General features: G+C 72.5%; 23 protein-coding genes. 13 read left to right on the plus strand and 10 right to left on the minus strand.

Going from position 1 to position 23,676, the window contains the following annotated elements:
* The 3 genes from crtI to L3Q67_RS22115 are packed head-to-tail and all read right to left on the minus strand — an operon-like array spanning position 1 to position 3,197.
* Positions 1 to 1,485, minus strand: a complete 1,485-nt coding sequence (gene crtI, locus L3Q67_RS22105; protein ID WP_499191271.1) for a phytoene desaturase family protein — start codon at positions 1,483 to 1,485, stop codon at positions 1 to 3.
* Positions 1,485 to 2,576, minus strand: coding sequence for a polyprenyl synthetase family protein (locus tag L3Q67_RS22110; RefSeq protein ID WP_499191272.1), 1,092 nt, complete (start codon positions 2,574 to 2,576; stop codon positions 1,485 to 1,487). Before L3Q67_RS22110 ends, crtI begins: the two co-directional genes overlap by 1 nt.
* 60 nt (positions 2,577 to 2,636) lie before the next feature.
* On the minus strand, positions 2,637 to 3,197 hold the full coding sequence (locus tag L3Q67_RS22115; protein ID WP_499191273.1) for a CGNR zinc finger domain-containing protein: 561 nt from the start codon (positions 3,195 to 3,197) through the stop codon (positions 2,637 to 2,639).
* Between the two features lie 56 nt (positions 3,198 to 3,253).
* Between L3Q67_RS22115 and L3Q67_RS22120 the strand changes: the two genes are divergently transcribed.
* The 4 genes from L3Q67_RS22120 to L3Q67_RS22135 all read left to right on the plus strand — a co-directional run bounded on the left by L3Q67_RS22120 (position 3,254) and on the right by L3Q67_RS22135 (position 7,007).
* Positions 3,254 to 3,955, plus strand: a complete 702-nt coding sequence (locus tag L3Q67_RS22120; protein ID WP_499191274.1) for an AzlC family ABC transporter permease — start codon at positions 3,254 to 3,256, stop codon at positions 3,953 to 3,955.
* Positions 3,956 to 3,994: 39 nt separating this feature from the next.
* On the plus strand, positions 3,995 to 4,303 hold the full coding sequence (locus L3Q67_RS22125) for an AzlD domain-containing protein (RefSeq protein ID WP_499191275.1): 309 nt from the start codon (positions 3,995 to 3,997) through the stop codon (positions 4,301 to 4,303).
* A gap of 62 nt (positions 4,304 to 4,365) precedes the next feature.
* Positions 4,366 to 5,250, plus strand: a complete 885-nt coding sequence (locus L3Q67_RS22130; protein ID WP_499191276.1) for a methylenetetrahydrofolate reductase — start codon at positions 4,366 to 4,368, stop codon at positions 5,248 to 5,250.
* A 104-nt stretch (positions 5,251 to 5,354) separates the two neighbouring features.
* A complete protein-coding gene (locus L3Q67_RS22135) occupies positions 5,355 to 7,007 on the plus strand; it encodes a DUF885 domain-containing protein (protein WP_499191277.1) in 1,653 nt (550 codons plus the stop codon).
* 12 nt (positions 7,008 to 7,019) lie between these two features.
* Here L3Q67_RS22135 and L3Q67_RS22140 read toward each other — a convergent pair whose 3' ends face one another.
* A complete protein-coding gene (locus tag L3Q67_RS22140; protein ID WP_499191278.1) occupies positions 7,020 to 7,913 on the minus strand; it encodes a LysR family transcriptional regulator in 894 nt (297 codons plus the stop codon).
* A gap of 82 nt (positions 7,914 to 7,995) precedes the next feature.
* Between L3Q67_RS22140 and L3Q67_RS22145 the strand changes: the two genes are divergently transcribed.
* Positions 7,996 to 8,964 carry a threonine ammonia-lyase gene (locus tag L3Q67_RS22145; protein ID WP_499191279.1) on the plus strand — a complete coding sequence of 323 codons (969 nt, stop codon included), beginning with the start codon at positions 7,996 to 7,998 and terminating at the stop codon, positions 8,962 to 8,964.
* Between the two features lie 173 nt (positions 8,965 to 9,137).
* Positions 9,138 to 10,055, plus strand: coding sequence for a DMT family transporter (locus tag L3Q67_RS22150; RefSeq protein ID WP_499191611.1), 918 nt, complete (start codon positions 9,138 to 9,140; stop codon positions 10,053 to 10,055).
* Between the two features lie 36 nt (positions 10,056 to 10,091).
* Here the strand turns inward: L3Q67_RS22150 and L3Q67_RS22155 are convergent, their stop codons facing one another.
* The 3 genes from L3Q67_RS22155 to L3Q67_RS22165 all read right to left on the minus strand — a co-directional run bounded on the left by L3Q67_RS22155 (position 10,092) and on the right by L3Q67_RS22165 (position 11,511).
* Complete coding sequence (locus L3Q67_RS22155; protein ID WP_499191280.1) at positions 10,092 to 10,256, minus strand: hypothetical protein; 165 nt, start codon at positions 10,254 to 10,256, stop codon at positions 10,092 to 10,094.
* 161 nt (positions 10,257 to 10,417) lie between these two features.
* On the minus strand, positions 10,418 to 10,993 hold the full coding sequence (locus L3Q67_RS22160; RefSeq protein WP_209669017.1) for a GNAT family N-acetyltransferase: 576 nt from the start codon (positions 10,991 to 10,993) through the stop codon (positions 10,418 to 10,420).
* A complete protein-coding gene (locus L3Q67_RS22165) occupies positions 10,990 to 11,511 on the minus strand; it encodes a YbaK/EbsC family protein (RefSeq protein WP_499191281.1) in 522 nt (173 codons plus the stop codon). Before L3Q67_RS22165 ends, L3Q67_RS22160 begins: the two co-directional genes overlap by 4 nt.
* 258 nt (positions 11,512 to 11,769) lie before the next feature.
* On the opposite strand from L3Q67_RS22165, the gene L3Q67_RS22170 reads away from it, so the two are divergent.
* From L3Q67_RS22170 to L3Q67_RS22185, 4 genes are all read left to right on the plus strand, one after another.
* A complete protein-coding gene (locus L3Q67_RS22170; protein WP_499191282.1) occupies positions 11,770 to 12,159 on the plus strand; it encodes an SAV_6107 family HEPN domain-containing protein in 390 nt (129 codons plus the stop codon).
* The gene (locus L3Q67_RS22175) at positions 12,159 to 12,923 is read left to right on the plus strand and encodes a maleylpyruvate isomerase family mycothiol-dependent enzyme (protein ID WP_499191283.1); all 765 of its coding nucleotides are present in this window, start codon (positions 12,159 to 12,161) and stop codon (positions 12,921 to 12,923) included. The genes L3Q67_RS22170 and L3Q67_RS22175 overlap by 1 nt, the downstream gene beginning before the upstream one ends.
* Before the next feature lie 49 nt (positions 12,924 to 12,972).
* Complete coding sequence (locus tag L3Q67_RS22180) at positions 12,973 to 13,611, plus strand: VOC family protein (RefSeq protein WP_499191284.1); 639 nt, start codon at positions 12,973 to 12,975, stop codon at positions 13,609 to 13,611.
* An 83-nt stretch (positions 13,612 to 13,694) separates the two neighbouring features.
* Positions 13,695 to 14,762, plus strand: coding sequence for a GNAT family N-acetyltransferase (locus tag L3Q67_RS22185; RefSeq protein WP_499191285.1), 1,068 nt, complete (start codon positions 13,695 to 13,697; stop codon positions 14,760 to 14,762).
* 19 nt (positions 14,763 to 14,781) lie between these two features.
* Here the strand turns inward: L3Q67_RS22185 and def are convergent, their stop codons facing one another.
* Positions 14,782 to 15,282, minus strand: a complete 501-nt coding sequence (gene def / locus L3Q67_RS22190; protein WP_499191286.1) for a peptide deformylase — start codon at positions 15,280 to 15,282, stop codon at positions 14,782 to 14,784.
* A gap of 51 nt (positions 15,283 to 15,333) precedes the next feature.
* Complete coding sequence (locus tag L3Q67_RS22195) at positions 15,334 to 19,965, minus strand: DEAD/DEAH box helicase family protein (protein WP_499191612.1); 4,632 nt, start codon at positions 19,963 to 19,965, stop codon at positions 15,334 to 15,336.
* 121 nt (positions 19,966 to 20,086) lie between these two features.
* Here L3Q67_RS22195 and L3Q67_RS22200 point away from each other — a divergent pair, with 121 nt between their 5' ends.
* Entirely contained in the window at positions 20,087 to 22,039 is a 1,953-nt protein-coding gene (locus L3Q67_RS22200) for an Hsp70 family protein (protein ID WP_499191287.1), read from the plus strand.
* A gap of 6 nt (positions 22,040 to 22,045) precedes the next feature.
* Here L3Q67_RS22200 and L3Q67_RS22205 read toward each other — a convergent pair whose 3' ends face one another.
* On the minus strand, positions 22,046 to 22,168 hold the full coding sequence (locus L3Q67_RS22205) for a hypothetical protein (protein WP_499191288.1): 123 nt from the start codon (positions 22,166 to 22,168) through the stop codon (positions 22,046 to 22,048).
* 33 nt (positions 22,169 to 22,201) lie between these two features.
* Here L3Q67_RS22205 and L3Q67_RS22210 point away from each other — a divergent pair, with 33 nt between their 5' ends.
* Positions 22,202 to 22,396, plus strand: a complete 195-nt coding sequence (locus L3Q67_RS22210) for a DUF3046 domain-containing protein (protein ID WP_499191289.1) — start codon at positions 22,202 to 22,204, stop codon at positions 22,394 to 22,396.
* Between the two features lie 213 nt (positions 22,397 to 22,609).
* Positions 22,610 to 23,653 (plus strand): recombinase RecA, encoded by a 1,044-nt coding sequence (gene recA / locus L3Q67_RS22215; protein WP_499191290.1) that lies wholly within the window; start codon positions 22,610 to 22,612, stop codon positions 23,651 to 23,653.
* Positions 23,654 to 23,676 lie beyond the last annotated feature (23 nt).

The following is a 23,676-nucleotide window of genomic DNA, read 5'->3' on the forward strand; positions in this document are numbered from 1 at the left end:
CTAGCCCCGGTGCGCCACCGCGGCACCTGTTCGGGCGAGGATCCGGGCGGCGGCGAGCTTCCCGGAGATGAGCACCGGCGGAATGCCAACGCCGGGTGTGGTCCCGCACCCGGCCAGTGCCGCGTTTTCGATGCCCCGTAGCACATTGCGCGGGCGGAAAGGTCCCGTTTGGGCGAATGTGTGCGCCAGTGAGAACGGCGTCCCGGCACCGAGCCCGCGTGCCGCCCAGTCGGCCGGGGTCACCGCGTCGACCACCTCGAACTCGTCGCTGAACCCGGACAGCCCGCGCTTTTCCAGCGTGCGCACCAGTTCCTCGCGGTAGGCCGGGCCGACGCGCGCCCAGTCGACGTGGCCGGCGTGCAGGTTCGGCGCGGGTGCCAGCACCGAGACCACCTGCCTGCCCGCCGGGGCGAGCGACGGATCGGTCGCCGTCGGCCGGGTGACCAGCAGCGACGGATCGCTCATCAGCCCGCCCTGGCGGATGATCTCCGCGAAGGTCCGTTCCCAGGCGCCGCCGAAGAAGATGGTGTGGTGGTCCAGCTCCGGCCACGACCGGCCGGTGTGCCCGAGCAGCACCACCGCCGACGGCGAGTACCGCAGCGGCAGCGGCCGTCGCGGCCGGGCGCCGAGCAGCTGGTACGCCGCGTCCAGTTCGGTGGCCACCACCACCGCGTCACAGGCGATCCGCTCACCACCGCTGGTGCGCACGGCGTCCACATGGGACCCCCGCCGCTCCAGCCACGCCGCGTGCGTGGCGAACTTCAGCTTCGCCCCGGCCTTCTCCGCCGCGCCGGCCATGGCTTCGGCGACCTTCCCGATCCCGCCGGCCGGGTAGTGGACCCCGCCGACGGTGTCCATGTAGGAGATGACGCCGTACGCGGCGATCGCGCGCATCGGGTCCAGTCCGGCGTAGAGCGACTGGAAGGAGAACAGCCGCCGCACGCGCTCGTCGCGCAGGTACCGGGCCATCCGCGGGCCGAGCCTGCCGAACCCGCCGAGCGCGGCCAGTTTCGCCAGTTCCGGGCGGACCAGGTCGGCGGGGGAGTCGAAGTTGGCGCCGATGAAGTGGTCCTTCTGCGCCGCGTACAGCTCGGTCAGCCAGGTGCGCAACCGCCGGTAACCGGCCGCTTCACCCGGACCGGCGAACGCGCGGATCTCCGCCTCCATCGCGTCGCCGTCGGTGTGCAGCGCGAGCGTGCTGCCGTCGGCGAAGTGCGCGCGGTAGGCCGGATCGAGCCGGATGAGCCGCACCCGGTCCGAAGTGGACTCACCGACCGCGGCGAAGGCCTCGTCGAGCAGCTCCGGCATGGTGAACACGCTGGCGCCGGTGTCGTGGTGGTAGCCGTCGCGGGAGGACTGGCCCGCGCGCCCGCCGGGGCGCTCGTCCTGTTCGACCACGGTGACCTCGCGGCCCGAACCCAGCAGGTGCAGCGCGGCCGACAGCCCGGCGAGCCCGGCGCCGACCACCACGACGTGGTCTGTCACTAGTACTTCCTCTGCGTGGCCTGGACCGCGAGTTCACGCAGCCGGGTGGTGGCCGGTTCGGCGAGTTCGGCGGCGTCGAGCGAGCCCAGCGCCGCCGTGGTGAGGTCCTCGATCCGGCGTTCGACCGCGGCCACCGCGCCGACGCCGGTGAGCGCTTCGCGCACCTCGGTGACCGCGTCCTCGGTGAGGTCCTTGTCGCCGACCGCGTCGGCGATCACGGTCGCGTCGGCCCGGCGGCCCTGCGCGCCCGCGAGTTCCATGCCGAGCGCGAGCAACAGCGTCCGCTTGCCCTCCCGCAGGTCGTCCCCGGCGGGCTTGCCGGTGATCGACGGGTCGCCGAACACGCCGAGCAGGTCGTCGCGCAGCTGGAAGGCGACGCCGAGGTCGCGCCCGAAGGAAAGGAGCGCGCCGATCAGCCGGTCGTCCGCGCCGGCCAGCGCGGCGCCGAGGTGCAGCGGGCGCTGGACGGTGTAGGCGGCGGTCTTCAGCCGGTCGATGCGCAGCGCGGCCTCGGGGGAGGCGTCGCCGGTGGCCTGGGTGTGCACGTCCAGGTATTGCCCGGCGAGCACCTCCGTACGCATCGCGCGCCAGGCCGGTCGCGCGGCGGCCAAGGTCCGCGCGGGCAGCGGGGCGGCGGCGAACATGTCGTCGGCCCACGCCAGCGCGAGGTCGCCGAGCAGCACGGCCGCGGCCTGGCCGAAACCGGCCGCCGAGCCGAGCCAGCCGTGGTCGGCGTGGCGCTTGGCGAAGGCGACGTGCACCGTCGGCGAGCCGCGCCGGGAGTCGGAGGAGTCCATCAGGTCGTCGTGGATCAGCGCGCAGGCCTGCACCAGTTCCAGGCTGGCGACCGCCTGCAGCACACCTTCGGCGTCCGGGCCGGCCGGGTCACCGCCCGCACCGCGCCAGCCCCACCAGGCGAAGGTCGGGCGCAACCGCTTGCCACCGCCGAGCACGAACTCGCTGAGCGCGTCCACACCGGGGCCGGTGGTCGGTTCGATCGCGCGGATCGGGTCGCCCGCTTCACGCAGGAACTTCTCGAGCGCACGCTCGACGTGCGCGGGGAAATCGGCGTCGAAGCCCGGCTCGCTCATGCCTACATCGTCCGCGTTCACCCGGACGGATGCCCAGCCGGGGTCGCCGGATGTGGTGAATCAGACGGGTTCGCGCGTGCGCTGGTAGTGGCGCCGGGCGCGTTCGCGGTTCCCGCAGTCGTCCGACCGGCACCAGCGGCGGGAATGGTTGCGGGTGCTGTCGATGAACAGCCAGGCGCACCCGCGGCCCTCGCACCGCCGGATGTTCGCCGTTTCGGGGGACCGCAGCAGTTCGTCGGCCCGGAGCACGAGCGCCGGGAGGAGGTCGTCCGGCGTCTCGACCGGCACCGACCAGCGCACCGGCAGCGACGGTTCCGCCTTCGCGCGCGCGTGTGCCGCGGCGAGCAGTTCGCCGAAGCGATCGAGGTCGGCCTGCGCCGGGTCGCCCTCGGCGAGCAGGTCGTACAGCAGTTCACGCAATTCGCGCAGGCCGGGGTAGACGGCGGACAGATCACCGTCGAAGCGGGCCAGCCCGGTCTCTTCGAGCCAGTGGGCGAAGAAGCCGGGCAGTTCGAGCCGGTCCGTTCGCCGGGGCGGATCGCCGCGCCACGACACCGTGTTGACCAGGTCGAGCGCGATGTGCCCACCCGCGAGGGTGTACCCGCGCCAGCTGTCCGCCATGTCCGCCAGTCTAAGCTCTCATGGTCTAATCGGCTTTAGCCTGTTAGTTTGGAAGCATGACCTCCGAGACATCGAGGACCAGCGGCTACCTCGCCGGCATCCGGGTCGGCGCCGGTTTCGCCACGGCGACCGCGGTGCTGGGGCTGACCTTCGGCGCGCTCACCCAGTCGCTCGGCTGGGGCGTGCTCGCGCCACTCGCCTGCTCGGTGCTGGTGTTCTCCGGCTCCGCGCAGTTCGCGCTGGCCGCGGCGCTGGCGGGCGACGGCGGGGTCGGCGTGGCGGTCGGGGCGGCCGCGCTGATCAACGCGCGGTTCCTGCCGATGGGCGTGGCCGCCGCGAGCGACTTCAAGGGCGGCAGGCTGCGGCGGGCGCTGGAAGGCCAGGCCGTGGTGGACGCTTCCTGGGCGGCCGCGCACCTCGGCGGCGGCCGGTTCGACCGGGAGAAGATGATCGGCGGCACCCTCGTGCAGTTCCCGGCCTGGGTGCTCGGCACGCTCGCCGGGGTGCTGGTCGCGCCACCCGCCGACGTGGTGCACCGCTTCGGCCTGGACGTGGTGTTCCCCGGCTTCTTCCTGCTCCTGCTGATCGACGAATTGCGCAAGGAACCGGCGGCCCGCGAGGTCGCCGCGCTGGCCGTGGTCCTGGCCGCCGGGCTGGCCTTGGTGCTGCCGATCGGCCTGGCCATCGTCGGCTCGGCCGCCGCCGCGCTGCTCGGCCTGCGCACCCGGCGAGCCGGACAGCGGACCGTGACGACATGAGCACACACAGGTGGCGCAGTGGCCGTGGGAGGTGTCGGCATGAGTGAACTCTGGGTGAGCATCCTGCTCGTCGCGGCGGTCAGCGTGGGGATCAAGGCGGCCGGTCCCGCGTTGCTGGGCGACCGGAAGCTGCCGCCGTGGGCTTCGGTGGTGATCGCCGCGCTCGCGCCCGCGTTGCTCGCCGGGCTCGTGGTCACCGACGTCACCGGTCAGGGCTGGTCCGCGTTCGATTGGCGGCTCTGCGCCGGACTCGGCGTGGCGAGCGGCGCCTACCTGCTGAAGCTGCCCGCGCTGCCGTCCATCGCGCTCGCCGTGGTGGTCACCGCGGGGCTGCGCTGGGTGGTGTGATCAGTCCCATCACCCGAGAGGCCGGTCTCGCCAAACGGACTCCGACCACTAGCATGACCATCATGACCTCGGTGGTGGAACGGCTGCGCGGCAACGAAACCGTGTTCTCGGTGGAGTTCTTCCCGCCCCGTGACGACGCCGACGAAGCGATCCTGTGGCGGTCGATCCGGGAGCTGGAGGGGTTCGACCCGGCGTACATGTCGATCACCTACGGCGCCGGCGGGACCAGCCGCGACGGCACCATCCGCAGCATCGCCAGGGTGGCCACGGAGACCACGCTGGTGCCGATGGCGCACCTGACCGCGGTCAACCACTCGGTCGCCGAACTGCGCAACGTGATCGGCTGGTACGCCGCGGTCGGCGTGCGCAACATCCTCGCCCTGCGCGGCGACCCGCCCGGCGACCCGTACGGCGAGTGGATCCCGCACCCGGCCGGGCTGAACTACGCCGAGGAACTGGTCGAGCTGGTGCGCTCGCTCGGGGACTTCTGCGTCGGCGTGTCCGCGTTCCCCTACGGCCACCCGCGCTCGGCCGACCTCGACGAGGACACCCGCCACCTGGTGCGGAAGTTCAACGCGGGCGCCGACTTCGCCATCGCCCAGCTGTTCTTCGAGGCGGAGGACTTCCTGCGGTTGCGCGACCGGGTCGCCGCGGCCGGTTCGGACGCGCTGATGATCCCGGGCATCATGCCGCTGACCACCCCGCGGACGCTGCGCAAGACGATCGAGCTGTCCGGCGCCAGCGCGCCCGGCAGGCTGCTCGAGCGGCTCTCCCCGCTGGAAGACGACCCCGCCGCGTTCCGCGCCGAAGGGCTCGACGTGGTCACCGAACTGTGCGAGCGGCTCATCGCCGAAGGCGTGCCGGACCTGCACTTCTACACCTTCAACCGGTCCAAGGCCACGCGCGAGGTGGTCAGCAGGCTCGGCCTGGTCCCGGCACGCGCATAACCTGCTGCCGGGTCGCGCCGGCGCGAGGTAGCGTGCGCCACATGGTTTCCAGTGCTTCTGCCCGGGGGACGACCCCCGGACCCCCGAAAAGCCGAGAACAAGGCGTGCACGCGATCTGCGACCGCTACGTCGAGGACCTCGCCGCCGCCGACCCGGTCGCCGCGACGGTGTTCGGCATCGCCGGGCACGACGACAAGCTGACCGACTACTCGCCGGCCGGGTACACCGCCCGCGCGACGCTGGCCCGCCGCGCGCTGGAGGCGGTCAAGGCCGCCGAACCCGCCGACGACGGCGAACGCGCGGCGAAGGCGGTCTTCCTCGAGCGGATCGGGCTGGAGCTGGAGATCCACGACGCCGGGCTGGACCTGGCCGCGCTGAACGTGATCGCGAGCCCGGTGCAGGACCTCCGCATGGTCTTCGACCTGATGCCCACCGAAACCGCCGAGGACTGGCAGCGGATCGCCACCCGGATGGCCGCGGTGCCGGAAAGCCTCGACGGCTTGCGCTCGTCGCTGCTGACCGCGGCCGACGCCGGCCGGGTGGCCGCGCTGCGCCAGGTCAGCAAGGTCGCCGAGCAGGCGGAAACCTGGGCCGGGCTGCATGGCAAGAAAGGCTACTTCAGCACGCTGATCGAAGGCGCGCCGGAACGCACGCCGGAACTCGAGCGCGGGGCCCGGCTCGCCGAAGAGGCGTACGCCGAACTCGCCGGTTTCCTGCGGGCCGAACTCGCGCCGGTCGCTCCGACGAAGGACGCCGTCGGCGAAGAGGTCTACCAGCTGTGGTCCCGGTTCTTCGTCGGCGCGAAGCTGGACCTGCAAGAGGCCTACACCTGGGGCTGGGCGGAGTTCCTGCGCCTGGAAGCCGAAATGCGCGAGGTCGCCGACCGGATCAAGCCGGGCGGGACGCTCGCCGAGGCGGCCGCCACGCTCGACGCGGACGAGCGCTACCGCGTGCGGGGCCGGGACGCTTTCGAAGCGTGGATGCAGAACCTGTCCGACGAGGCGCTGAAGTCGTTGCGCGGCAAGCACTTCGAGATCCCCGACGCGGTGATGGCGCTGGAGTGCAAGATCGCGCCGCCCGGTGGCGGGGTCGGCGCGTACTACACCTCACCGAGCGAGGACTTCAGCCGTCCCGGCCGGATGTGGTGGTCGCTGCCAGCGGACAAGGACGAGTTCACCACCTGGCGCGAGGTCAGCACCGTCTACCACGAGGGCGCGCCGGGGCACCACCTGCAGATCGCCACCGCGGTGTACCAGTCGGCCTCGCTGAACAAGTACCAGCGCATGATCGCGTTCACCTCCGGGCACGCCGAGGGCTGGGCGCTCTACACCGAGCGGCTGATGCAGGACCTCGGTTACCTGGACGACGACGGCGACCTGCTCGGCATGCTGTCGGAGCAGCTCTTCCGCGCCGCGCGGGTGATCGTGGACATCGGCATGCACCTGGAACTGGAGATCCCGGCCGACGCGGGCTTCCACCCGGGGGAGCGGTGGACGCCCGAACTGGGCCTGGAGTTCATGCTGACCCGCACCATCACCGACGAGGCCCACGTGTACGACGAGATCGACCGGTACCTCGGCTGGCCGGGGCAGGCGCCGTCGTACAAGCTCGGCGAGCGGCTGTGGCTGGCCGCCCGTGAGGAGGCGCGGGCGCGCAAGGGGGATTCCTTCGACATCAAGGAGTTCCACACCAAGGCGCTCGCACTCGGCGGCATGGGCCTGGACACCCTGCGCGAGCAGCTGGCCCAGCTCGACTGATGTTCCAGGCGCTCACGGCCACTCGGGTTCGGTCGCGGTGGCCGTGAGCGCGTTCGCCAGGGCGTCGACGGGCAGCGGTGCCGGTGGTTTTCCATAGGTGGCAAGGAAAACCCGGCGCCACTGCCCGGACAGGCGATCCGTGCGCACGGCCGTGTTCCGGTTCGCCAGCAACGCCAGGCCGGGCAGCGTGCTCACCCCCAGCCCGGCCGCGACCAGCGCCTGCACGGCGACGTAGTCGTCGGTCTCGAAGGTGATCTCCGGTTCGAAACCGGCCGCCGCGCACGCTTTCACCAGGTGCGCCCGGCACCGCGGGCAGCCCGCGATCCACCGTTCCCCGGCGTAGGTCGCCAGTTCCGCGCGCGGGCCCGCCCAGTCACGCCCGGCCGCGGTCACCGCGTACAGCGGCTCCTCCAGCAACGGCGTCATCCGCACGTTCCGCAGGTCCGGCTCGTGGTCGTGCTCGAACACCAGCGCCACGTCGGCATCGCCGTTGCGCAGCGCGGTCAGCGCTTCCGGCGGCTCGGCCTCGGTGAGCGCCAGGTCGACGCCGGGGTGCTCGGCGGCCAGCCACGCGGCCGCCGCCGGGACCAGCGTCGCCAGCGCGGTCGGGAAGGCCGCGAGCCGGACCCGTCCCGTGCGCAATCCGGCGTGCGCGGCCAGTTCCGCTCGCGCCGACTCGACCTGCCCCAGGATTTCCTCGGCCCGCCGCACCAACAGTTCCCCGGCTTCGGTGAGGCGGACACCTCGCCCCGCCCGCTGCAGCAACGGCAACCCGGCCTCGGCTTCCAGCCGCGCCAGGTGGTGGCTCACCGACGGCTGCGCGTAGTGCAGGGCGTCAGCGGCCGCGGTCACCGAGCCCTCCCGGGCGACCGCCACCAGCACCCGCAGGCGGACGAGATCGAACACGCGCTCAACTATAGATCTCATCGATGATTTGTTGACAAATTTCCATTGGACCTATGGGTCGGCCGCTGCGACGGTGGAAATCATGCGGTTACCGACCATCACCGACGCCCTGCGCGCCCGCCGGCTCCTCCGGCCCCTGCTCGCGCCGACCCCGCTGTCGGCGTACTCCGCGCTCGACGCGGCGACCGGCGCGAGGGTCCGCGTCAAGCACGAGAACCTCCAGCCCACCGGCGCTTTCAAGGTGCGTGGCGGCCTCAACCTGCTCGCCTCGCTCGGCCCGGAGGAGCGGGCTCGCGGGGTGCTCGGCTACTCCACCGGCAACCACGCGCAGTCGCTCGCCCACGCCGCCGCCCACCACGGTGTGCGGTGCACGATCGTCATGCCGGAACGCCCCAATCCGGCCAAGGCGCAGGCGGTCCGAGACCTGCGGGCGGAGCTGGTCGAGCACGGCGAGCGGTTCGAGCAGGCTCGTGCCCACGCGGAACAACTCGCCGCCGAACGCGGTATGCGGCTGGTCAGCGCGGCCAACGAGCCCGAGATCATCGCCGGGGTCGCCACCGCCTACCTCGAACTCTTCGAGCAGGAACCCGAACTCGACGTGGTGCTGGTCCCGGTCGGCAGCGGGACCGGGGCGGCCGCGGCCACGCTGGTCGCGGCGGCCTTGGCGCCGGAGTGCGAGGTCATCGCCGTGCAGTCGGCGGCGGCGCCCGCGGCCCACGACTCCTGGCGTGCGGGCGAACTGGTCGACCGCCCCAACCGGACCACCGCCGAGGGCCTGGCGACCGGTTCCGGCTTCGCGCTGACCCAGCGGCTCCTGCGCGACCGGCTCGCCGACTTCGTGCTGGTCGACGACGGCGACATCGAGGAAGCGCAGCGGTTCTACCTGCGAGCCGCGCACACCGTGGCCGAGGGCGCCGGTGCCGCCGCGCTCGCCGCGCTGCTGGTCCACCGCGAACGGTTCGCGGGGCGGACCGTGGCGGTGGTCTGCAGCGGTGGCAACGCCGGTGAGGCGGAACTCAATCGGATGGGCCGCCCGGCGGTGATCGGGTAGGTTGGCCCGCATGCACCGGGTCTTCCTCGTCACCCCACCCCCGCGCTCCTGAGCGGGGCGCTGACGAGCCGTGCGAGGGACTGAGCCCCGCACGGCGTCTTCGTGACGACCACTTCGCCCCGCACGTCGGAATTGTCGAGTTCCTTCGATGTTGGAGCGTGTTCTTCTTGTCCATTTCCGTAGTCGCGCCCGCCAAAGAACGGGCGGCGGGCGCGTTGATCACCGCGGGTGTGCTGTGGGGTACCGGCGGTCTCGCCGGCGCATTTCTCACCGCGCGAGGAAATCTGCATCCACTGGGCGTCGCCGGGTGCCGGCTGTTGTTCGGCGGAATCTGCGCCATTGCGTACCTGGTGGTGACCGGTCAAATGCGCGCGGTGCCGCGCGGCCGGGCGGTACGGGTGCGGTTGCTGGTCGTCGGGGTGCTGCTCGCGGTGTTCCAGGTGAGCTATTTCGCCTCGGTGGCGCTGACCTCGGTGAGCGTGGCGACCATGACCACGATCGGCAGCGTGCCGGTGTTCGTCGCGGTGGCCACCACCGTCCGCGACCGGCGCCTGCCCGCCGCGCCCACGCTGGTCGCGGTGGCCATCGCGCTGGCGGGCCTGGTGCTGCTCACCTCGTCCTCGGACGGGGTGGTCACCGGCGGCAGGCTGGTCGGCGGGCTGGCCTGCGCGCTGGCCGCCGGGGCCGGGTTCGCGGTGTTGACGCTGGTCAACGGCAAGCCGGTGGCGGGATTGGCGCCCCTGCCGACCATCGCGTTCGGCTGCCTGACCGGCGGGGTGCTGCTGCTGCCGCTGAGCCTGGGCTCGGCGCTTTCGGCGGACTGGCGGCCCGAAGTGGTGGCCGCGGCGCTGTTCCTGGCGGTGGTGCCGACGGCGGTGGCCTACGCGGCCTACTTCCGCGGCCTGCGCACCGCGCACCCGGTGGTGGCGGCGCTGGCCGCGTTGCTGGAACCGCTGGTCGCCGCGCTGCTGGCGGCGCTGCTGCTGGGTGAGCGGCTGGGCCTGACCGGCTGGCTCGGGGCGGCGCTGCTGGTCGGCGCGCTGGCGGTGGCGTCACTGCCTTCCGGCGGCGCCACGGCCAGGCGGGGCTGAGTGCGGCCGGGGCCCGGCCGCCGGTCCGGGCCCCGGTCAGCGCCTCAACTGGCGGACCTGGGTGGCCAGCGCGTGCAGCGCGCGGCTCAGCCGGTCCGAGTCCTCGCGCTCGGGTTCCCGCCGTCCGTGGCGGTCCCCGTCGCGACGCTGCTCACCTCGTGTTCCGAGCACGAGCAGCGGCCGGGTGAATTGCTCGGGCATTCTCTTCCCCCTCGGGTATCGCGCGGGCAATTCGATTCGCTCAACAGAGTCGTCGTGCTGCCGTGCGACGTTACATTTTCTTCTCCGAAGAGGACATCTTGCCGAATGGCAGACGAGTTCGTCAGCTGATTTCTGCCGGACAAACAGCGTTCAATCGAACGCTACCGCGGTGGCTCCAGCGGCAGCGTGCGCCCGAGAATGGCGAACGCGCGCGGATCACCGGCGAAGTAGTAGTCCCGCAGCACGTCGACGAACCCGACCCGGCGGTAGAGCTTCCACGCCCGGCTGGTGCCCTCCGGAGTGGACAGCAGCACCCGCTGGTTGCGCACCCCGTCGAGCAGGCGGCGCAGGAGGTCCTCACCGATGCCCGCGCCCTGCTGGTCCGGCCGCACGTGGATCTCGGTCAGCTCGAAGTAGTCGCCGAGCCACCGGTCCGCGGCTTCCTGGCCGTCGCGCTGCAGCAGCCCGCGGCGCACCTGCTCGTGCCACCACTGCCCGACGCTGCCCCGGTAGCCGTAGGCGAGCCCGAGCAGCGTGTCGTCGGAGTCCAGTGCGGCGATGCAGCGCCAGCCCTCGCGCAGCGCGTGCGTGAGCCACATGGGGGCGCGCTGCTCGGCCGTGCCGTCGGGGTAGCGCATCGCGCTGACGTAGATGTCGAGCGCTTCGGGGAGCCGCGCCCGGAACTCCGCCTGGGAGAGCCGGGCGAACCGGGTGTAGCCGGAAGAGGTCGCGGTCACGGGTGTGGATTCTCCCGCGCGCCGGCCAAAGCGCCCGCACGACCCCCGGTGAGCGCGAGCAGTTCGGCGTGGGTGGTGGGGAACACGGCTTTCGCGTGCCCGGCGGCGGCCCACACCACCTCGTGGGCCCGCAGCGCGGTGTCCACCAGCGTGGTCAGCTTCGCCGGGTGCCCGACCGGCGCCACACCCCCGATCACCTGACCGGTGTGCTCCTTGACGAACGCCGGGTCGGCCTTGCCCACGGCCGAAGCGCCGGCCAGTCCGGCGAGCGTGGCCACGTCGGCGCGGTGGGCGCCGGAGGTCAGCGCGAGCAGCGGGCGGTCGCCGTCGGCGAAGGTGGCGCGGAACACCAGGCTGTTGGCGATCGCGCCGACCTCGACGCCGAGCGCTTCGGCGGCCTGCGCGGCGGTGCGGGCGTCGGCGGGCAGGATCCGGATGCCCTCGGCGGCCTGGGGCAGGCCTGCTTCGGCGAGCGCGGCCGCCACTTTGGCGATCGCGGGGTGGTCGAAGGTGCTCATGCCATCCATCAGATCACGGGCCCCCGGACCGGCGCAGCGGTGGCACTTGGCGAATCGCCGGGTACGGGTTACTGTGGAGTTCGAACATACGTTCGACGTCCGGTGGGCGCCCGCCGGACAGGTACCCGGCGGCGGGGCGGGGGAAGCGTTTCGTCGCCGGGTGCCGCCGCGAGCCCGGGACGCACCGGGGAAAGCGAAAGGCTGCTCATGTCCTCAGCGATCACTTCACGAGTGTGCGCCGCGCAGACGATGCTGCCGATGTCCCTGCGGCCACCGGCACCCCCCGCCGCGGTCTCGCTGCTCGCCAGAGCCCGGCGGGCGCTGACCGAGGCGAGCCGGGAAACCGAACCCGCCGAGCGTTTCGTGTCCGCTTACCTGGCCGCGCACAAGTCGGCCGCGGCGGTGGTGGCCGCGCGCGGCCGTCCGCACCGGGGCCGCGCCAGACCGGCCAGCGTGTGGGTGCTGCTGGAGACGGCGGTGCCCGAGCTGAAGGAGTGGGCGCTGTTCTTCGCCGCCAACTCCGCGGAGCAGGCCGCCCTGCTGGCGGGCACCAGCCGCCGCCCCAGCGCGGAGACGGCGGACGAGTTGTTCGAGCAGAGCGCGCAGTTCCTCGAGCTGGCTCGCCGGGCTGTGCACGGGAGCAGTTGATGTGGCGGCACGACCTCGTCGATCCCGGCCGCTTGCTGGACGTGATCGCTACCGAGGGCGAGTCGCTGGGCGAGCTCGCGCGCACGACCGCGCCGGAAGCGCCGGTGCCCTCCTGTCCCGGCTTCACCACCGACGGGCTGCTGCGTCACGTGGGCAGTGTGTACCGGGTGGTGACCGGGCGGCTGGACACCGGCGAGCCGCCTGAGGACTGGCAGCGCGAACCGGCCGAGGAGCAGTCGACCGAGGAGTACCTGGGCACCGGCCTGCGTGAGCTGCACGCCCGGCTGGTGGCCCACCCGCCCGGCGAATGGGCCTCCACCTGGTGGCCGGAGGACGAGACCTACCACTTCTGGCGGCGCCGGATGGCGCACGAGACCACGGTCCACCGGGTGGACCTGGAGGAGGCCGCCGGGCGGGAGCGCGGGCACATCGGCGAGGACGTCGCGCTCGACGGGGTGGACGAGGTGCTCCGGCTCTGGTTCGGGCACCGGCTCTTCGAGCTGGGCCTGTCCGGCACCAGGGAGAGCTCGGTGGCGGTGCGGACCGGCGACCACAGCTGGTTCGCCAGGGCCGGGCCGGGGGAGACCCACGCCTGGCGCTGCACCGAGGAGGAGGCCGAGCGGGCCGACGCCCAGGTCACCGGTCCGCCGGTGACGGTCTACCTCTGGCTGTGGGGCAGATTGCCCAACGGCGCGGTGACCCAGGACGGGGATTTCGACGCCATCGCCCAGCTGTGGGCCCTGTTGCGGCTGGCGACCCGCTAGCGGACCGAAGCGGATCCATGGGGAAGTGGATCGAGCTAGGGTCTGCCGCATGGGGCTCACAGCGGTGGTGTTCGACGTGGCGCGGCCGTGGGCGGTCGCCGGGTTCTGGTCCGACCTGATCGAGTGGCAGATCATGGAGGACGGCCCCGGCCGCGTCGAGGTGTTCTCGAAGGACTTCACGCTGGCCTTCGAGGAATCACCGGTGCCGAAGACGGTGAAGAACCGGATCCACCTGGACCTGGCCAGCCCGTCGGCCGCGGTGCAGAAGTCCATTGTGGACAGGGCGCTGTCGCTCGGGGCGACGCGGGCGGACATCGGCCAGCGCGGCGAGCTGCCGTGGGAGGTGCTCGCCGACCCGGCGGGCAACGAGTTCTGCGTGCTGGAACCCCGGCCGGAGTACACGGGCACGTTCGCGGCGGTGGTGCTCGACGCCGGGCCGATCGAGCCCGCCGCCTTCGACCGGCTGGGCGAGTTCTGGTCCGCCACCACGGGCTGGCCGATCCACCGGCGGCACCCGGTGCAGCTCGGCCTTCGCTCACCCGAGGGCACCGGCCCCTGGCTGGAGGTGCTGCTCGACGGCGACGCCAAGCAGGTCGAGGACAGGGTGCGCTTCGAGGTGACCGGGCCCGAACCCGGCCCGCGCCAGGACCCGGAGGGCAACGACTTCCGGGTTGTTTCCCGGGCGTGACCCGAGGTGCGCAGGCGCTGACACGGCGGTAACACCCGCGCCCCCGACCGGCAACAACCGGGGCGGACCGTGGGGTGATGGACATGGGCCGAACGACCGCAGCGCAGACCACCGTGGAGACCGCCACCGGCACGACCTGGCGCCTGCGGATCCGGATGGACGACAGTCCCGGCACGCTCGCCAGGATCACCATCCGGCTGGCCGACCTCGGCTGCAACATCCTCGGCCTGCAGGTCATGCCGGTGCCGGGCGGGGTGGTCGACGAGCTGGTGGTCCGCCCGGCGCCCGGCCTCGGCCGCGCCGAACTGGTCGAAGCGATCGCCGCCGAGGGCTGTGAATGCGCCGGGGTCACCGACGCCGACGTGCGCGAGCTGGTCGAACCCGCCACCGCCGCGCTGGCCGCCGCCGGCCGCGCGGTCGACGACCCGGCGAAGCTGGCCGACGTGCTGCGCGAGGTGCTCGCCGCGGACATGGTCACGCTGGTGCCGTCGAACGAAGCGAACCCGGCCCGCACCGAAGGCGGTCACCGCCGGGTCTTCCCCGTCGGCCCGGACGGCGCGCTGGTCGCCCGCCGCAGCTGGGCGCCGTTCGTGCAGCTGGAGATCGCGCGGGCACAGGCCATGCTCGGCCTGCTCGCCGCTGTGCGGGCGAACCTGGCCGGCCCCTCGGTGGTCACCTGCACCGACGGCGCCATGGTCGTGCTGCGCCCGGGCCGCCCCGCCGACACCGACGCCGTGTTCGCGCTGCACACCCGCTGCTCGACGGACACCCTGTTCCACCGCTACCACACCGGCCTGCGCACGGTGCCCCGCCGCTGGCTGCACCGGTTGCTGATGCCGCCACGCGGGCTGAGCCTGCTCGCCATCGCCGGTCGGGAGGTGGTCGCGCTCGGTCAGCTGATCCCGTCGGCGAACGGCGGTCCCGCCGAGGTCTCCCTGCTGGTGGCGGACGACTGGCAGCGCAAGGGCCTCGGCACCGCGCTGCTCGCCAGATTGGCCGAACTGGGCGCCGCCGCCGGGCACCGCGAGCTGGTCGCCGTCTGCCTGCCCGGTCAGGACGCCGTGCGCCGGGCCGTCCTGCGCGCGGGCCTGCACGCCCCTGAGCCGGACGCCGAGGAAGGCGTGCTCCGCATCGAGATCCCGGCAGGCTGAGCGTGCCGCTGACGCGTGTTCAGCGCGACCAGAACCAGTCCTTGCCGCGTGCCTCGCGCAACGCCTTCTTCTTGCGCTCCTGGGTGAGCCGGTCGAGGTAGAGCATCCCGTCGAGGTGATCGGTCTCGTGCTGCAGGCACTGCGCCAGCACGTCGTCGCCCTCCACCACGATCGGCTCGTTGCGCAGGTCGACGCCCTTGACCACGGCGTGCTTCGCCCGCACCGTCGGGAACCACAGCTCCGGCACGGAAAGGCAGCCCTCGTTGATCTCGTGCGTCTCCTCGGAGAGCTCCACGAGCTCCGGGTTGATCACGTACCCCTTGAGCGTCTCCACGTCGTAGCTGAACACGCGCAGGTTCACGCCGATCTGCGGCGCGGCCAGCCCCGCGCGACCGGGTGCGGCCACGGTGTCCATCAGGTCGGCCACCAGCGACTCGGTGGACTTGTCGAACCGGGTGACCGGATCGCTGACCGTCTTGAGCACCGGATCGCCGAAGTACCGCAGCTCTCGCAACGCCATGAATCTTCGTCCTTCGGTAGTCCCCAGCTTTCCCCGCAGTTTAGGAGACCATCAGGCCCGCAACCGCAGCCCCTTCGGCGTCGCCCGGAACCCGGCTTCCCGCAGGATTTCGGCCAGCGCGGACGTCAGCGCGTGCTCCCCGTCGGCCCGCTGCACCGACAGTTGCCCCAGCCAGCCGGACCGCACCGCGGCGGACAACGCCTCCGCCGCCGCGCGCAACGCCGGTTCCGCATCGGTGAACGACAGCAGCGAGCGCCCGCCGCGTTCCACGTACAGCACCGGCACCCCGTCGACCAGCACCGCGAGCGCCCCGGCCTTCCTGGCCGGCCGGTGCTTGGTCTCGCCCACCGCCGCGGGCCAGTCGAGCGCGGCGCCGTACGGCTGCGCCGGATCGGTGGCCGCCAGCACCACCGCCCCGGCCGGTGTGCGCCCGCCCGCGTTGTCGGACATCGCACGCAACCGGTCCACCGCGCCCTTGGCGGCGAACTGGGCCGCGCCGAGCCCTTCCACCACATACCCCCGGATCACCTGCCCGGAGTCCTCCATGCCCCGCAACACCTTGTAGATTCCGGAAAACCCGCCGGTGACCCGTTCGGTGTCGAGCGCGCCCCTGGTGAGCACGCCGTGCCGTTCCAGGAAGGCCTCGGTCCGCGCGTGCGTGCGGCGGGTCAGTTCCGCCTCCCGGTTGGGCGTGAGCCCCCAGCGCCCGGCCACGGTCGGCGGACCGGTGCGCGAGGGCATCGCCGGCCGCGCCGCGCGCATCCGGGCATACCGGCCGCGTGGTGCCGCCCGCCGCGGTTTGTGCGCCGCGCCCGATCCGGAGATCTGCGCCCGCATCGGCGCGAGCGTGTCCCCGGTGACCAGCCCCGCCCACACCAGTTCCCACATCGCGGTCACCACGTCGCCGTCGGCCGGTGGCGCGTCCACCAGCACCGAAACCCGGTCCACCAGCTGGCGGAAGAACAGCGCCCCACCGTCCAAAGTGGACAGGATGGCGGCGTGCAGCGGCCCGTCCGGCGGGTTCTCCTCCACCTCGGGCAACAGCAGGTCGGCGACATCGGCTGGCGCGAGCGCCAGCCAGCCGTCACTGCCCGGCAGCGTGCCGCAGCCCGCCCAGACCACCTCGCCCGCGGTGGACAACTCGTCGAGCAACGCCGGGTGGTACCCCGGCAACCTGCTGGGCAGGATCAGCGACTCCACCGCGCTGGCCGGCAGCGGCGCCCCGGCCAGTTGCTCCACCACCGACAGCACGTCGTCCGCGGTCGGCGCCGACCGCATCCGTGCCCCGATGCCGTGCCAGGCGGGCAGGAACCGGCCCAGCGCGGCCGGTTCCACCGGCTCGACCTCGGCACGCAGCTTCGCCAGCGAGGCTCGCCGCAACCGCCGCAGCACCGAGGAATCGCAGTACTCCAGCCCCAGATCGTGTGGTTCGCGCTCACCCGGATGCCCGATCGGGCTCAGCTCACCGCGCACCAGCCTGCCCTCGCCGGTGAGCCGATCGAGCACACCGGTCACCACGGCGGGCCCCAACCCGAACCGCTCCGCCGCCTGCCGGGCGGTGAACGGACCGCGCGTGCGGGCATAACGGATCAGCAACCCGCCCAAGGGATCGGGCACCGGCTCGGTGAACGCTTCCGGTACTCCGACCGGCAACGCCGCGCCGAGCGCGTCCCGCACTCGGCCCGCGTCCTCGATGGCCAGGAACCGTTCCTGGCCGGCGATCCGCACCCGGATCGCCCGCCGGGCGGCTTCCAGTTCGGTCAGCCACTCCGGCTGGATGCCGCGCCGCGCCGCCTCTTCGACGGACAGGTCACCGAGGAACCGCAGCAGGTCGGCGGCGTCCTCGGCGTGCCGGGCGTGCCGATCCTCGTCCAGGCGCTGCAACGACCGCTCGACCTCGGCCACCGTTTCCGCGTCGAGCAGTTCGCGGATCGCCTCGGTGCCCAGCAGTTCCGCCAGCAGCGTGGAGTCCAGCGACAGCGCGGCCGCCCGTCGCTCGGCCAGCGGCGCGTCCGTCTCGTAGAGGAACATGCCGACGTACCCGAAGAGCAGGCTCCGCGCGAAGGGTGAAGGCGACGGCGTCTCCACCTCGACCACCCGCACCTTGCGGGACCGCACATCGGACATCAGCTCACGCAGCCCGCCGACGTCGTACACGTCCTGCAGGCACTCCCGCATCGCTTCGAGCACCACCGGGAAGCGCTCGTACTTCGCCGCCACCGACAGCAGTTGCGAGGCCCGTTGCCGTTGCTGCCACAACGGACTCCGCCGCCGCGGGTCCCGCCGGGGGAGCAGCAGCGACCGCGCCGCGCACTCCCGGAACCGGGCCGCGAACAACGCCGAACCGCCGACCTCGGTGATGATCAGCTGCTCGACCTCCTCCGGGTCCAGCAGCACGTCGTCCACCTCGATCCGGATGTCCCCGCCCTCGGCGTCCAGCGCGTCCGGCAGCCGCAGCACGATCCCGTCGTCGGAATGCGCCACCTGTGCGTCGACACCGCGGTTCTCCCGCAGCCGCGCGGCGATCGCGAGCGCCCACGGCGCGTTCACCTGCCCGCCGAAGGGGGAGTGCAGGATGACCCGCCAGTCGCCCAGTTCGTCGCGGTAGCGCTCGAGCAGCACCGTGCGGTCGTTCGGCACGTGCCGCGTGGCCGAACGCTGCTCCCCGAGGTAGGCCAGCAGGTTGCCGGTGGCGAACTCGTCCAGCCCGGCCGCGCCCGCCCGTTCGCGGGCCGCCGATTCCTCCAAAGTGGACAGTTCGCGGACGAACGCGCCCAGCGCCCGCCCCAGTTCCAGTGGCCGCCCCTGCGCGTCGCCCTTCCAGAACGGCATGCGGGCGGGCTCACCGGGGGCAGGCACCACGATCACCCGGTCGTGGGTGATGTCGGTGATCCGCCAGGACGAGGTGCCGAGCAGGATCGCGTCGCCCACCCGCGATTCGTAAACCATCTCCTCGTCCAGCTCACCCACCCGCGAGCCCGGCCTGCCCTCCGCGCCCGGGGTCATCACGGTGAACAGCCCGCGGTCCGGGATGGTGCCGCCCGAGGTGACCGCCAGCCGCTGCGACCCCGGCCTGCCGCGCAGTTCACCGGTGACCCTGTCCCAGGTGATCCGCGCGCGCAGCTCGCCGAACTCCTCGCTGGGGTAGCGCCCGGCGAGCATGTCCAGCACGGCGTGCAGCGCGTCGTCCGGCAGGCTGGCGAACGGGGCCGCGCGGCGGACCAGCCCGGCCAGCTCGTCCACCGTCCACGGCTCCAGCGCGACCATCGCCACCGCCTGCTGGGCCAGCACGTCCAGCGGGTTGCGCGGGTACCGCACCGCCTCGATCGCCCCGGCCGCCATCCGCTCGGCGACCACCGCGCAGGAGACCAGGTCACCGCGGAACTTCGGGAACATCACCCCGCTGGAGACCGCGCCCACCTGGTGCCCGGCCCGGCCCACCCGCTGCAGTCCGGACGCCACCGTCGGCGGCGCCTCGATCTGCACCACCAGGTCGACCGCGCCCATGTCGATGCCCAGTTCCAGGGAGGAGGTCGCCACCACGCACGGCAGCCGCCCGGACTTCAGGTCCTCTTCGACGTGCGTGCGCTGCTCCCGCGACATCGACCCGTGGTGCGCCCGCGCGATCACCGGCTCGGCCCCGGTGGACAGGCCCGATTCACCGATCGCCTCGGCCGGGAACCGCTGCCCCGGCTGCAACTCGGAGCCGGTTTCCGTGGCGAGTTCGTTCAACCGCGAGGTGAGCCGTTCGGTCAGCCGCCGCGAGTTCGCGAACACGATGGTGGAGCGGTGGGCGCGGATCAGCTCCAGCACCCGTTCCTCCACCGCGGGCCAGATCGACGGCCGCCGGATCTCCTCCGGCGGCTCGAGTTCCCCGTCCATCGGGAACGCCGGCGCGGCTTCCGGCTCCCCCGGTGACCGCCGCGGCGCGTCGAGGTCGGCCATGTTCTCGACCGGCACCTCGACCCGGACCTCGATCGTCTTGGCCAGCTTCGGCTGCACCACCCGCACCGGCCGCCCGCCGCTGAGGAAGGCGCTCACCTCGTCGATCGGGCGGACCGTGGCGGACAGGCCGATCCGCTGGGCCGGTTTCGGCAGCAGCGCGTCCAGCCGTTCCAGCGACAGCGCCAGGTGCGCGCCGCGCTTGCTGCCGGCCACCGCGTGCACCTCGTCGACGATCACCGTCTCCACCCCGCGCAGCGACTCCCTGGCCGACGAGGTGAGGATGAGGAACAGCGACTCCGGCGTGGTGACCAGGATGTCCGGCGGGGTGCGCTGGAACGACCGGCGCTCGGCGGCCGTGGTGTCGCCGGTGCGCATGCCGACCTCGATCTCCGGCGGCCGCAGCCCGAGCCGCCGCGACGCCTGGGAGATGCCGGCCAGCGGGGCCCGCAGGTTGCGCTGCACGTCGACGGCGAGCGCCTTCAAGGGTGAGACGTAGAGCACCCGGCAGCGGTGCAGCACGTTTTCCGGCGGCGGCTCCACGGCGAGCCGGTCCAGCGCCCACAGGAAGGCCGACAGCGTTTTGCCCGATCCGGTCGGCGCCACGACCAGCGCGTGCTCCCCGGCGTGTGCCGCTCGCCACGCCCCGTCCTGGGCCTGCGTGGGCGCGGCGAAGGCCCCCGCGAACCAATCCCTGGTCGCGGGGGAGAAGAGGTCCAGCACTCCGGTCACGCTCTCCATCTTGCGCCGGGGGTCCGACAATTTCGCCTCGGGGAATCTGACGGGTGGCCATACGCCGGGGTGGTTGACGTGGGAACATCACCGCGTTCGTCCCGCTGGGGGGCTTGGAGAGGGGAGAGTCGTGCGGATCCTGTCGGTGGACCTCGGGACCTCGAACACGGTGGCCGTGCTGTCCGCGCACGGGCGGGCGCCGCGCGTGGTCGAGGTGGACGGCTCGGCGAACATGCCGTCGGCGGTCTTCGCCGGTGAGGACGGCACGCTGATGGTCGGCCGGGACGCCGAACGCCGCGCCCGCCTGGACCCGACCCGCTTCGAACCCAACCCCAAACGCCGCGTGGACGAGCAGACCCTGTTGCTGGGCAACGACATCGTGCCGGTCAGCGAGGCGCTGGCGGCGATCCTGCGCCGCGTGCTCGACGAGACCTCCCGCCAGCTCGGCGGCGAACAGCCCGACGAGGTCCGGCTCACCCACCCCGCGCAGTGGGGCCCGGTGCGCCGCAACGTGCTCCTCTCCGCCGCGCGGCTGGCAGGCATGGGCACCAACCTGTCGCTGGTGCCCGAGCCGGTGGCCGCCGCCGCGCACTTCGCCTCCTTCCCCGGCAAGACGCTGGCACCCGGCCAGGCGCTCGCCGTCTACGACCTGGGCGCGGGCACCTTCGACGTGGCCGTGGTCGGCGCCACCCAGAACGGGTTCACCGTGCTCGCCGAGGACGGCCTGCCCGACCTCGGCGGCCTCGACGTGGACCAGGCGCTGCTGGTGCACGTCGGCCGTGAGGTCTCGCACAAGGACCCCCAGCGCTGGCAACGGCTGCTGCGGCCGGAGTCCACTCCGGACCGGCGCACCCGGCGCGCGCTGCAGGAGGACGTGAAGGCGGCCAAGGAGGCGCTCTCGCGGCACCCGCAGACCGAGGTGCCGATGCCCGAACCCTTCGCCGACGTGCTGGTCACCCGCTCCGAACTGGAGGCGCTGGTCCGGCCTGCCCTGCTGCGCAGCGTCGAACTGCTCTCGCGGACCGTGCGCTCGGCCGGGCTGTCGCCGGACCGGCTGGTCGGCATCTACCTGGTCGGCGGCTCCTCGCGGCTGCCGCTGGTCGGCAGCATGATCGCGGAGAAGCTGGGCGTGGTCCCGGCGAGCCTGGACCAGCCGGAGACCGCGGTCGCGCTCGGTGCCCACCACGTCGCCCGCGACGGCATCAGCATGCGCACGCAGCACGTCGAAGGCCACATGGCGGCCAACGGCACCGGCACGCACACCGTGACGCCGGGGTTGCCGGGTCCCCCGCCGCAACAGCAGCAGCAGCCCGTGCCCGCGAGGCCGGGTCCCTACCAGCAGCAGGGCGCCCACGCGCCCAGCTTCCCGTCGAACTTCCCGCCCAGCGGGCCGCAGCAGGCACTCGGCGGCCAGCAGCAGCACGCGCCGTCGAACTTCCCGACCTACTCGCTCGCCGGGCCGGGCGACAGCGGCGGCGGCGCGACGGCCAAGAAGAAGAAAAAGCTGGTCATCGGCATCTCCGCGGCGGTGGCCGTGGTGGCGCTCGCCGCGGCGGCCTTCTTCTTCTGGCCATCGGGTTCGGCCACCACCTACACCGCGCAGGAGTGCGCGCAGCCGGGCCAGGCGGACGGCGAAGACGGGCTCACCGGCTGCATGCGGCAGCTCGCCGGGCGCGTGGCCGACAACGGGCAGTGCTCACCCGGCATCCGCGGTGCGGCCGCCCCGCCGGACGTGGCGGCGCTCGGAGTCGCGGTCACCTGCTCGGCGCCGGGCCGCGCGGGCACCCAGATCAACTACGTCCACGCCAAGGACGCCGACCTGGTCAAGCAGCACACCGACTCGCTGCTGAACACCGCGGGCGGCGGCGACAGCGACAAGGTCGAGGCGGACTGGAAGGGCAACGGCCTGCAGGGCCGCTACACCTCGGCCGCCAGCCCGGCCACCTCGGTGCTGGTCTTCACCGTCAGCGACCGGCCGCTGGTCGGCTTCATCTACCAGGTCAACGACCAGGGCCAGCCGAACCCGCCGGGGCCGTCGGAGCTGGCGGACTACTTCGAGCAGCAGGTTCAGCCGGGCGAGTGAACCCGGCTAGCGCCGCCGGTTGTTCCGGAGCGCGCGCAGGCCGACCACGATGACCGCGACCAGGGTCACGGCCGAGGCGATCGCCAGCGCGGTACCGCCCCACGCGGGCATTTCCTGGGCCAAGTGCATGGGTTCACGGTACCGCTGTCTACGCTGGGCGCGATGCGTATCACGATGTTCCGGCGGTTGATGACGGACGAGTTCGGCGCGGCCAGGGCGGCGACCCTGAGCAAGGATCACCAGTTCGGCGGGCTCGGCGGGCGGACGGTGGACCAGGCGCTGGCCGCCGGGATCCCGGCCAAGGAGATCTGGCAGGAGGTCTGCGCGGCCTTCGACGTCCCCGCCGAACGCAGGTAAGAACCACGGGGGCGTGTCGGTGTCAACCTCGAACAGGTGTTCGGCTATCGTGTCATCCACAACGCGATGGTCGATCCACAGATCGCGGCCAGTGCCCGGAAATTGTCGGACCCGGCCCGTAGCGTCGGGATCGACAGCCTGACAGCTCGACTACCAGCCACAGGCAAGCCGGCCCGATCCGGCTCCGACAACGACCAACTGAGGTGGAATTCCATGCCAGCAGCACCGGACAAGGACAAGGCTCTCGAGCTCGCCCTGGCCCAGATCGACAAGCAGTACGGCAAGGGCTCGGTGATGCGCCTCGGCGACGAGGGCCGCGCACCGATCGCGGTGATCCCGACCGGCGCCATCGCGCTGGACATCGCCCTCGGCATCGGCGGCCTGCCGCGCGGCCGCGTGGTGGAGATCTACGGCCCGGAATCCTCCGGTAAGACCACGGTCGCCCTGCACGCGGTGGCCAACGCGCAGCGAGGGGGCGGCATCGCCGCGTTCATCGACGCGGAGCACGCACTGGACCCGGAGTACGCCAAGGCGCTCGGGGTGGACACCGACGCGCTGCTGGTGTCCCAGCCGGACACCGGTGAGCAGGCGCTGGAGATCGCGGACATGCTGATCCGCTCCGGCGCGCTGGACATCCTGGTCATCGACTCGGTGGCCGCGCTGGTACCGCGCGCCGAGATCGAGGGCGAGATGGGTGACTCGCACGTGGGTCTGCAGGCCCGCCTGATGAGCCAGGCGCTGCGGAAGCTCACCGGTGCGCTGAGCAACTCCGGCACCACCGCGGTCTTCATCAACCAGCTGCGTGAAAAGGTCGGCGTGATGTTCGGCTCGCCGGAGACCACCACCGGTGGCAAGGCGCTGAAGTTCTACGCCTCGATCCGGCTCGACGTGCGCCGCATCGAGACGCTGAAGGACGGCGGCGAGCCGGTCGGCAACCGCACCCGCGTCAAGGTGGTCAAGAACAAGGTCGCGCCGCCGTTCAAGCAGGCCGAGTTCGACATCCTCTACGGCAAGGGCATCTCCCGCGAGGGCTCGCTCATCGACATGGGCGTGGACCAGGGCATGGTCCGCAAGTCGGGTGCCTGGTACACCTACGAGGGCGACCAGCTGGGGCAGGGCAAGGAGAACGCCCGCAAGTTCCTGCTGGACAACCCGGACATCGCCAACGAGATCGAGAAGAAGATCAAGGAAAAGCTCGGCATCGGCGCCCAGCTGGACGCCGAAGAAGCCGTCGCCCCGGCCCCGGTCGACTTCTGATCACTCGCTGACGCCACATCCCC

It is taken from the genome of Saccharothrix sp. AJ9571 (genome assembly GCF_021725495.1).
In the GTDB taxonomy this organism is placed as follows: domain Bacteria; phylum Actinomycetota; class Actinomycetes; order Mycobacteriales; family Pseudonocardiaceae; genus Amycolatopsis; species Amycolatopsis magusensis.

Excerpts from the sequence above, each read along its gene's own strand:
- L3Q67_RS22120 (WP_499191274.1), top strand. The coding sequence starts at position 3,254 with ATGACCTCCGAGACATCGAGGACCAGCGGCTACCTCGCCGGCATCCGG.
- recA (WP_499191290.1), top strand. The coding sequence starts at position 22,610 with ATGCCAGCAGCACCGGACAAGGACAAGGCTCTCGAGCTCGCCCTGGCC.
- L3Q67_RS22210 (WP_499191289.1), top strand. The coding sequence starts at position 22,202 with ATGCGTATCACGATGTTCCGGCGGTTGATGACGGACGAGTTCGGCGCG.
- L3Q67_RS22185 (WP_499191285.1), top strand. The coding sequence starts at position 13,695 with ATGGGCCGAACGACCGCAGCGCAGACCACCGTGGAGACCGCCACCGGC.
- L3Q67_RS22170 (WP_499191282.1), top strand. The coding sequence starts at position 11,770 with ATGTCCCTGCGGCCACCGGCACCCCCCGCCGCGGTCTCGCTGCTCGCC.
- L3Q67_RS22115 (WP_499191273.1), bottom strand. The coding sequence starts at position 3,197 with ATGGCGGACAGCTGGCGCGGGTACACCCTCGCGGGTGGGCACATCGCG.
- def (WP_499191286.1), bottom strand. The coding sequence starts at position 15,282 with ATGGCGTTGCGAGAGCTGCGGTACTTCGGCGATCCGGTGCTCAAGACG.
- L3Q67_RS22125 (WP_499191275.1), top strand. The coding sequence starts at position 3,995 with ATGAGTGAACTCTGGGTGAGCATCCTGCTCGTCGCGGCGGTCAGCGTG.
- L3Q67_RS22165 (WP_499191281.1), bottom strand. The coding sequence starts at position 11,511 with ATGAGCACCTTCGACCACCCCGCGATCGCCAAAGTGGCGGCCGCGCTC.
- L3Q67_RS22130 (WP_499191276.1), top strand. The coding sequence starts at position 4,366 with ATGACCTCGGTGGTGGAACGGCTGCGCGGCAACGAAACCGTGTTCTCG.
- L3Q67_RS22205 (WP_499191288.1), bottom strand. The coding sequence starts at position 22,168 with ATGCACTTGGCCCAGGAAATGCCCGCGTGGGGCGGTACCGCGCTGGCG.
- L3Q67_RS22175 (WP_499191283.1), top strand. The coding sequence starts at position 12,159 with ATGTGGCGGCACGACCTCGTCGATCCCGGCCGCTTGCTGGACGTGATC.
- L3Q67_RS22155 (WP_499191280.1), bottom strand. The coding sequence starts at position 10,256 with ATGCCCGAGCAATTCACCCGGCCGCTGCTCGTGCTCGGAACACGAGGT.
- L3Q67_RS22110 (WP_499191272.1), bottom strand. The coding sequence starts at position 2,576 with ATGAGCGAGCCGGGCTTCGACGCCGATTTCCCCGCGCACGTCGAGCGT.
- L3Q67_RS22145 (WP_499191279.1), top strand. The coding sequence starts at position 7,996 with ATGCGGTTACCGACCATCACCGACGCCCTGCGCGCCCGCCGGCTCCTC.
- L3Q67_RS22180 (WP_499191284.1), top strand. The coding sequence starts at position 12,973 with ATGGGGCTCACAGCGGTGGTGTTCGACGTGGCGCGGCCGTGGGCGGTC.
- L3Q67_RS22195 (WP_499191612.1), bottom strand. The coding sequence starts at position 19,965 with ATGGAGAGCGTGACCGGAGTGCTGGACCTCTTCTCCCCCGCGACCAGG.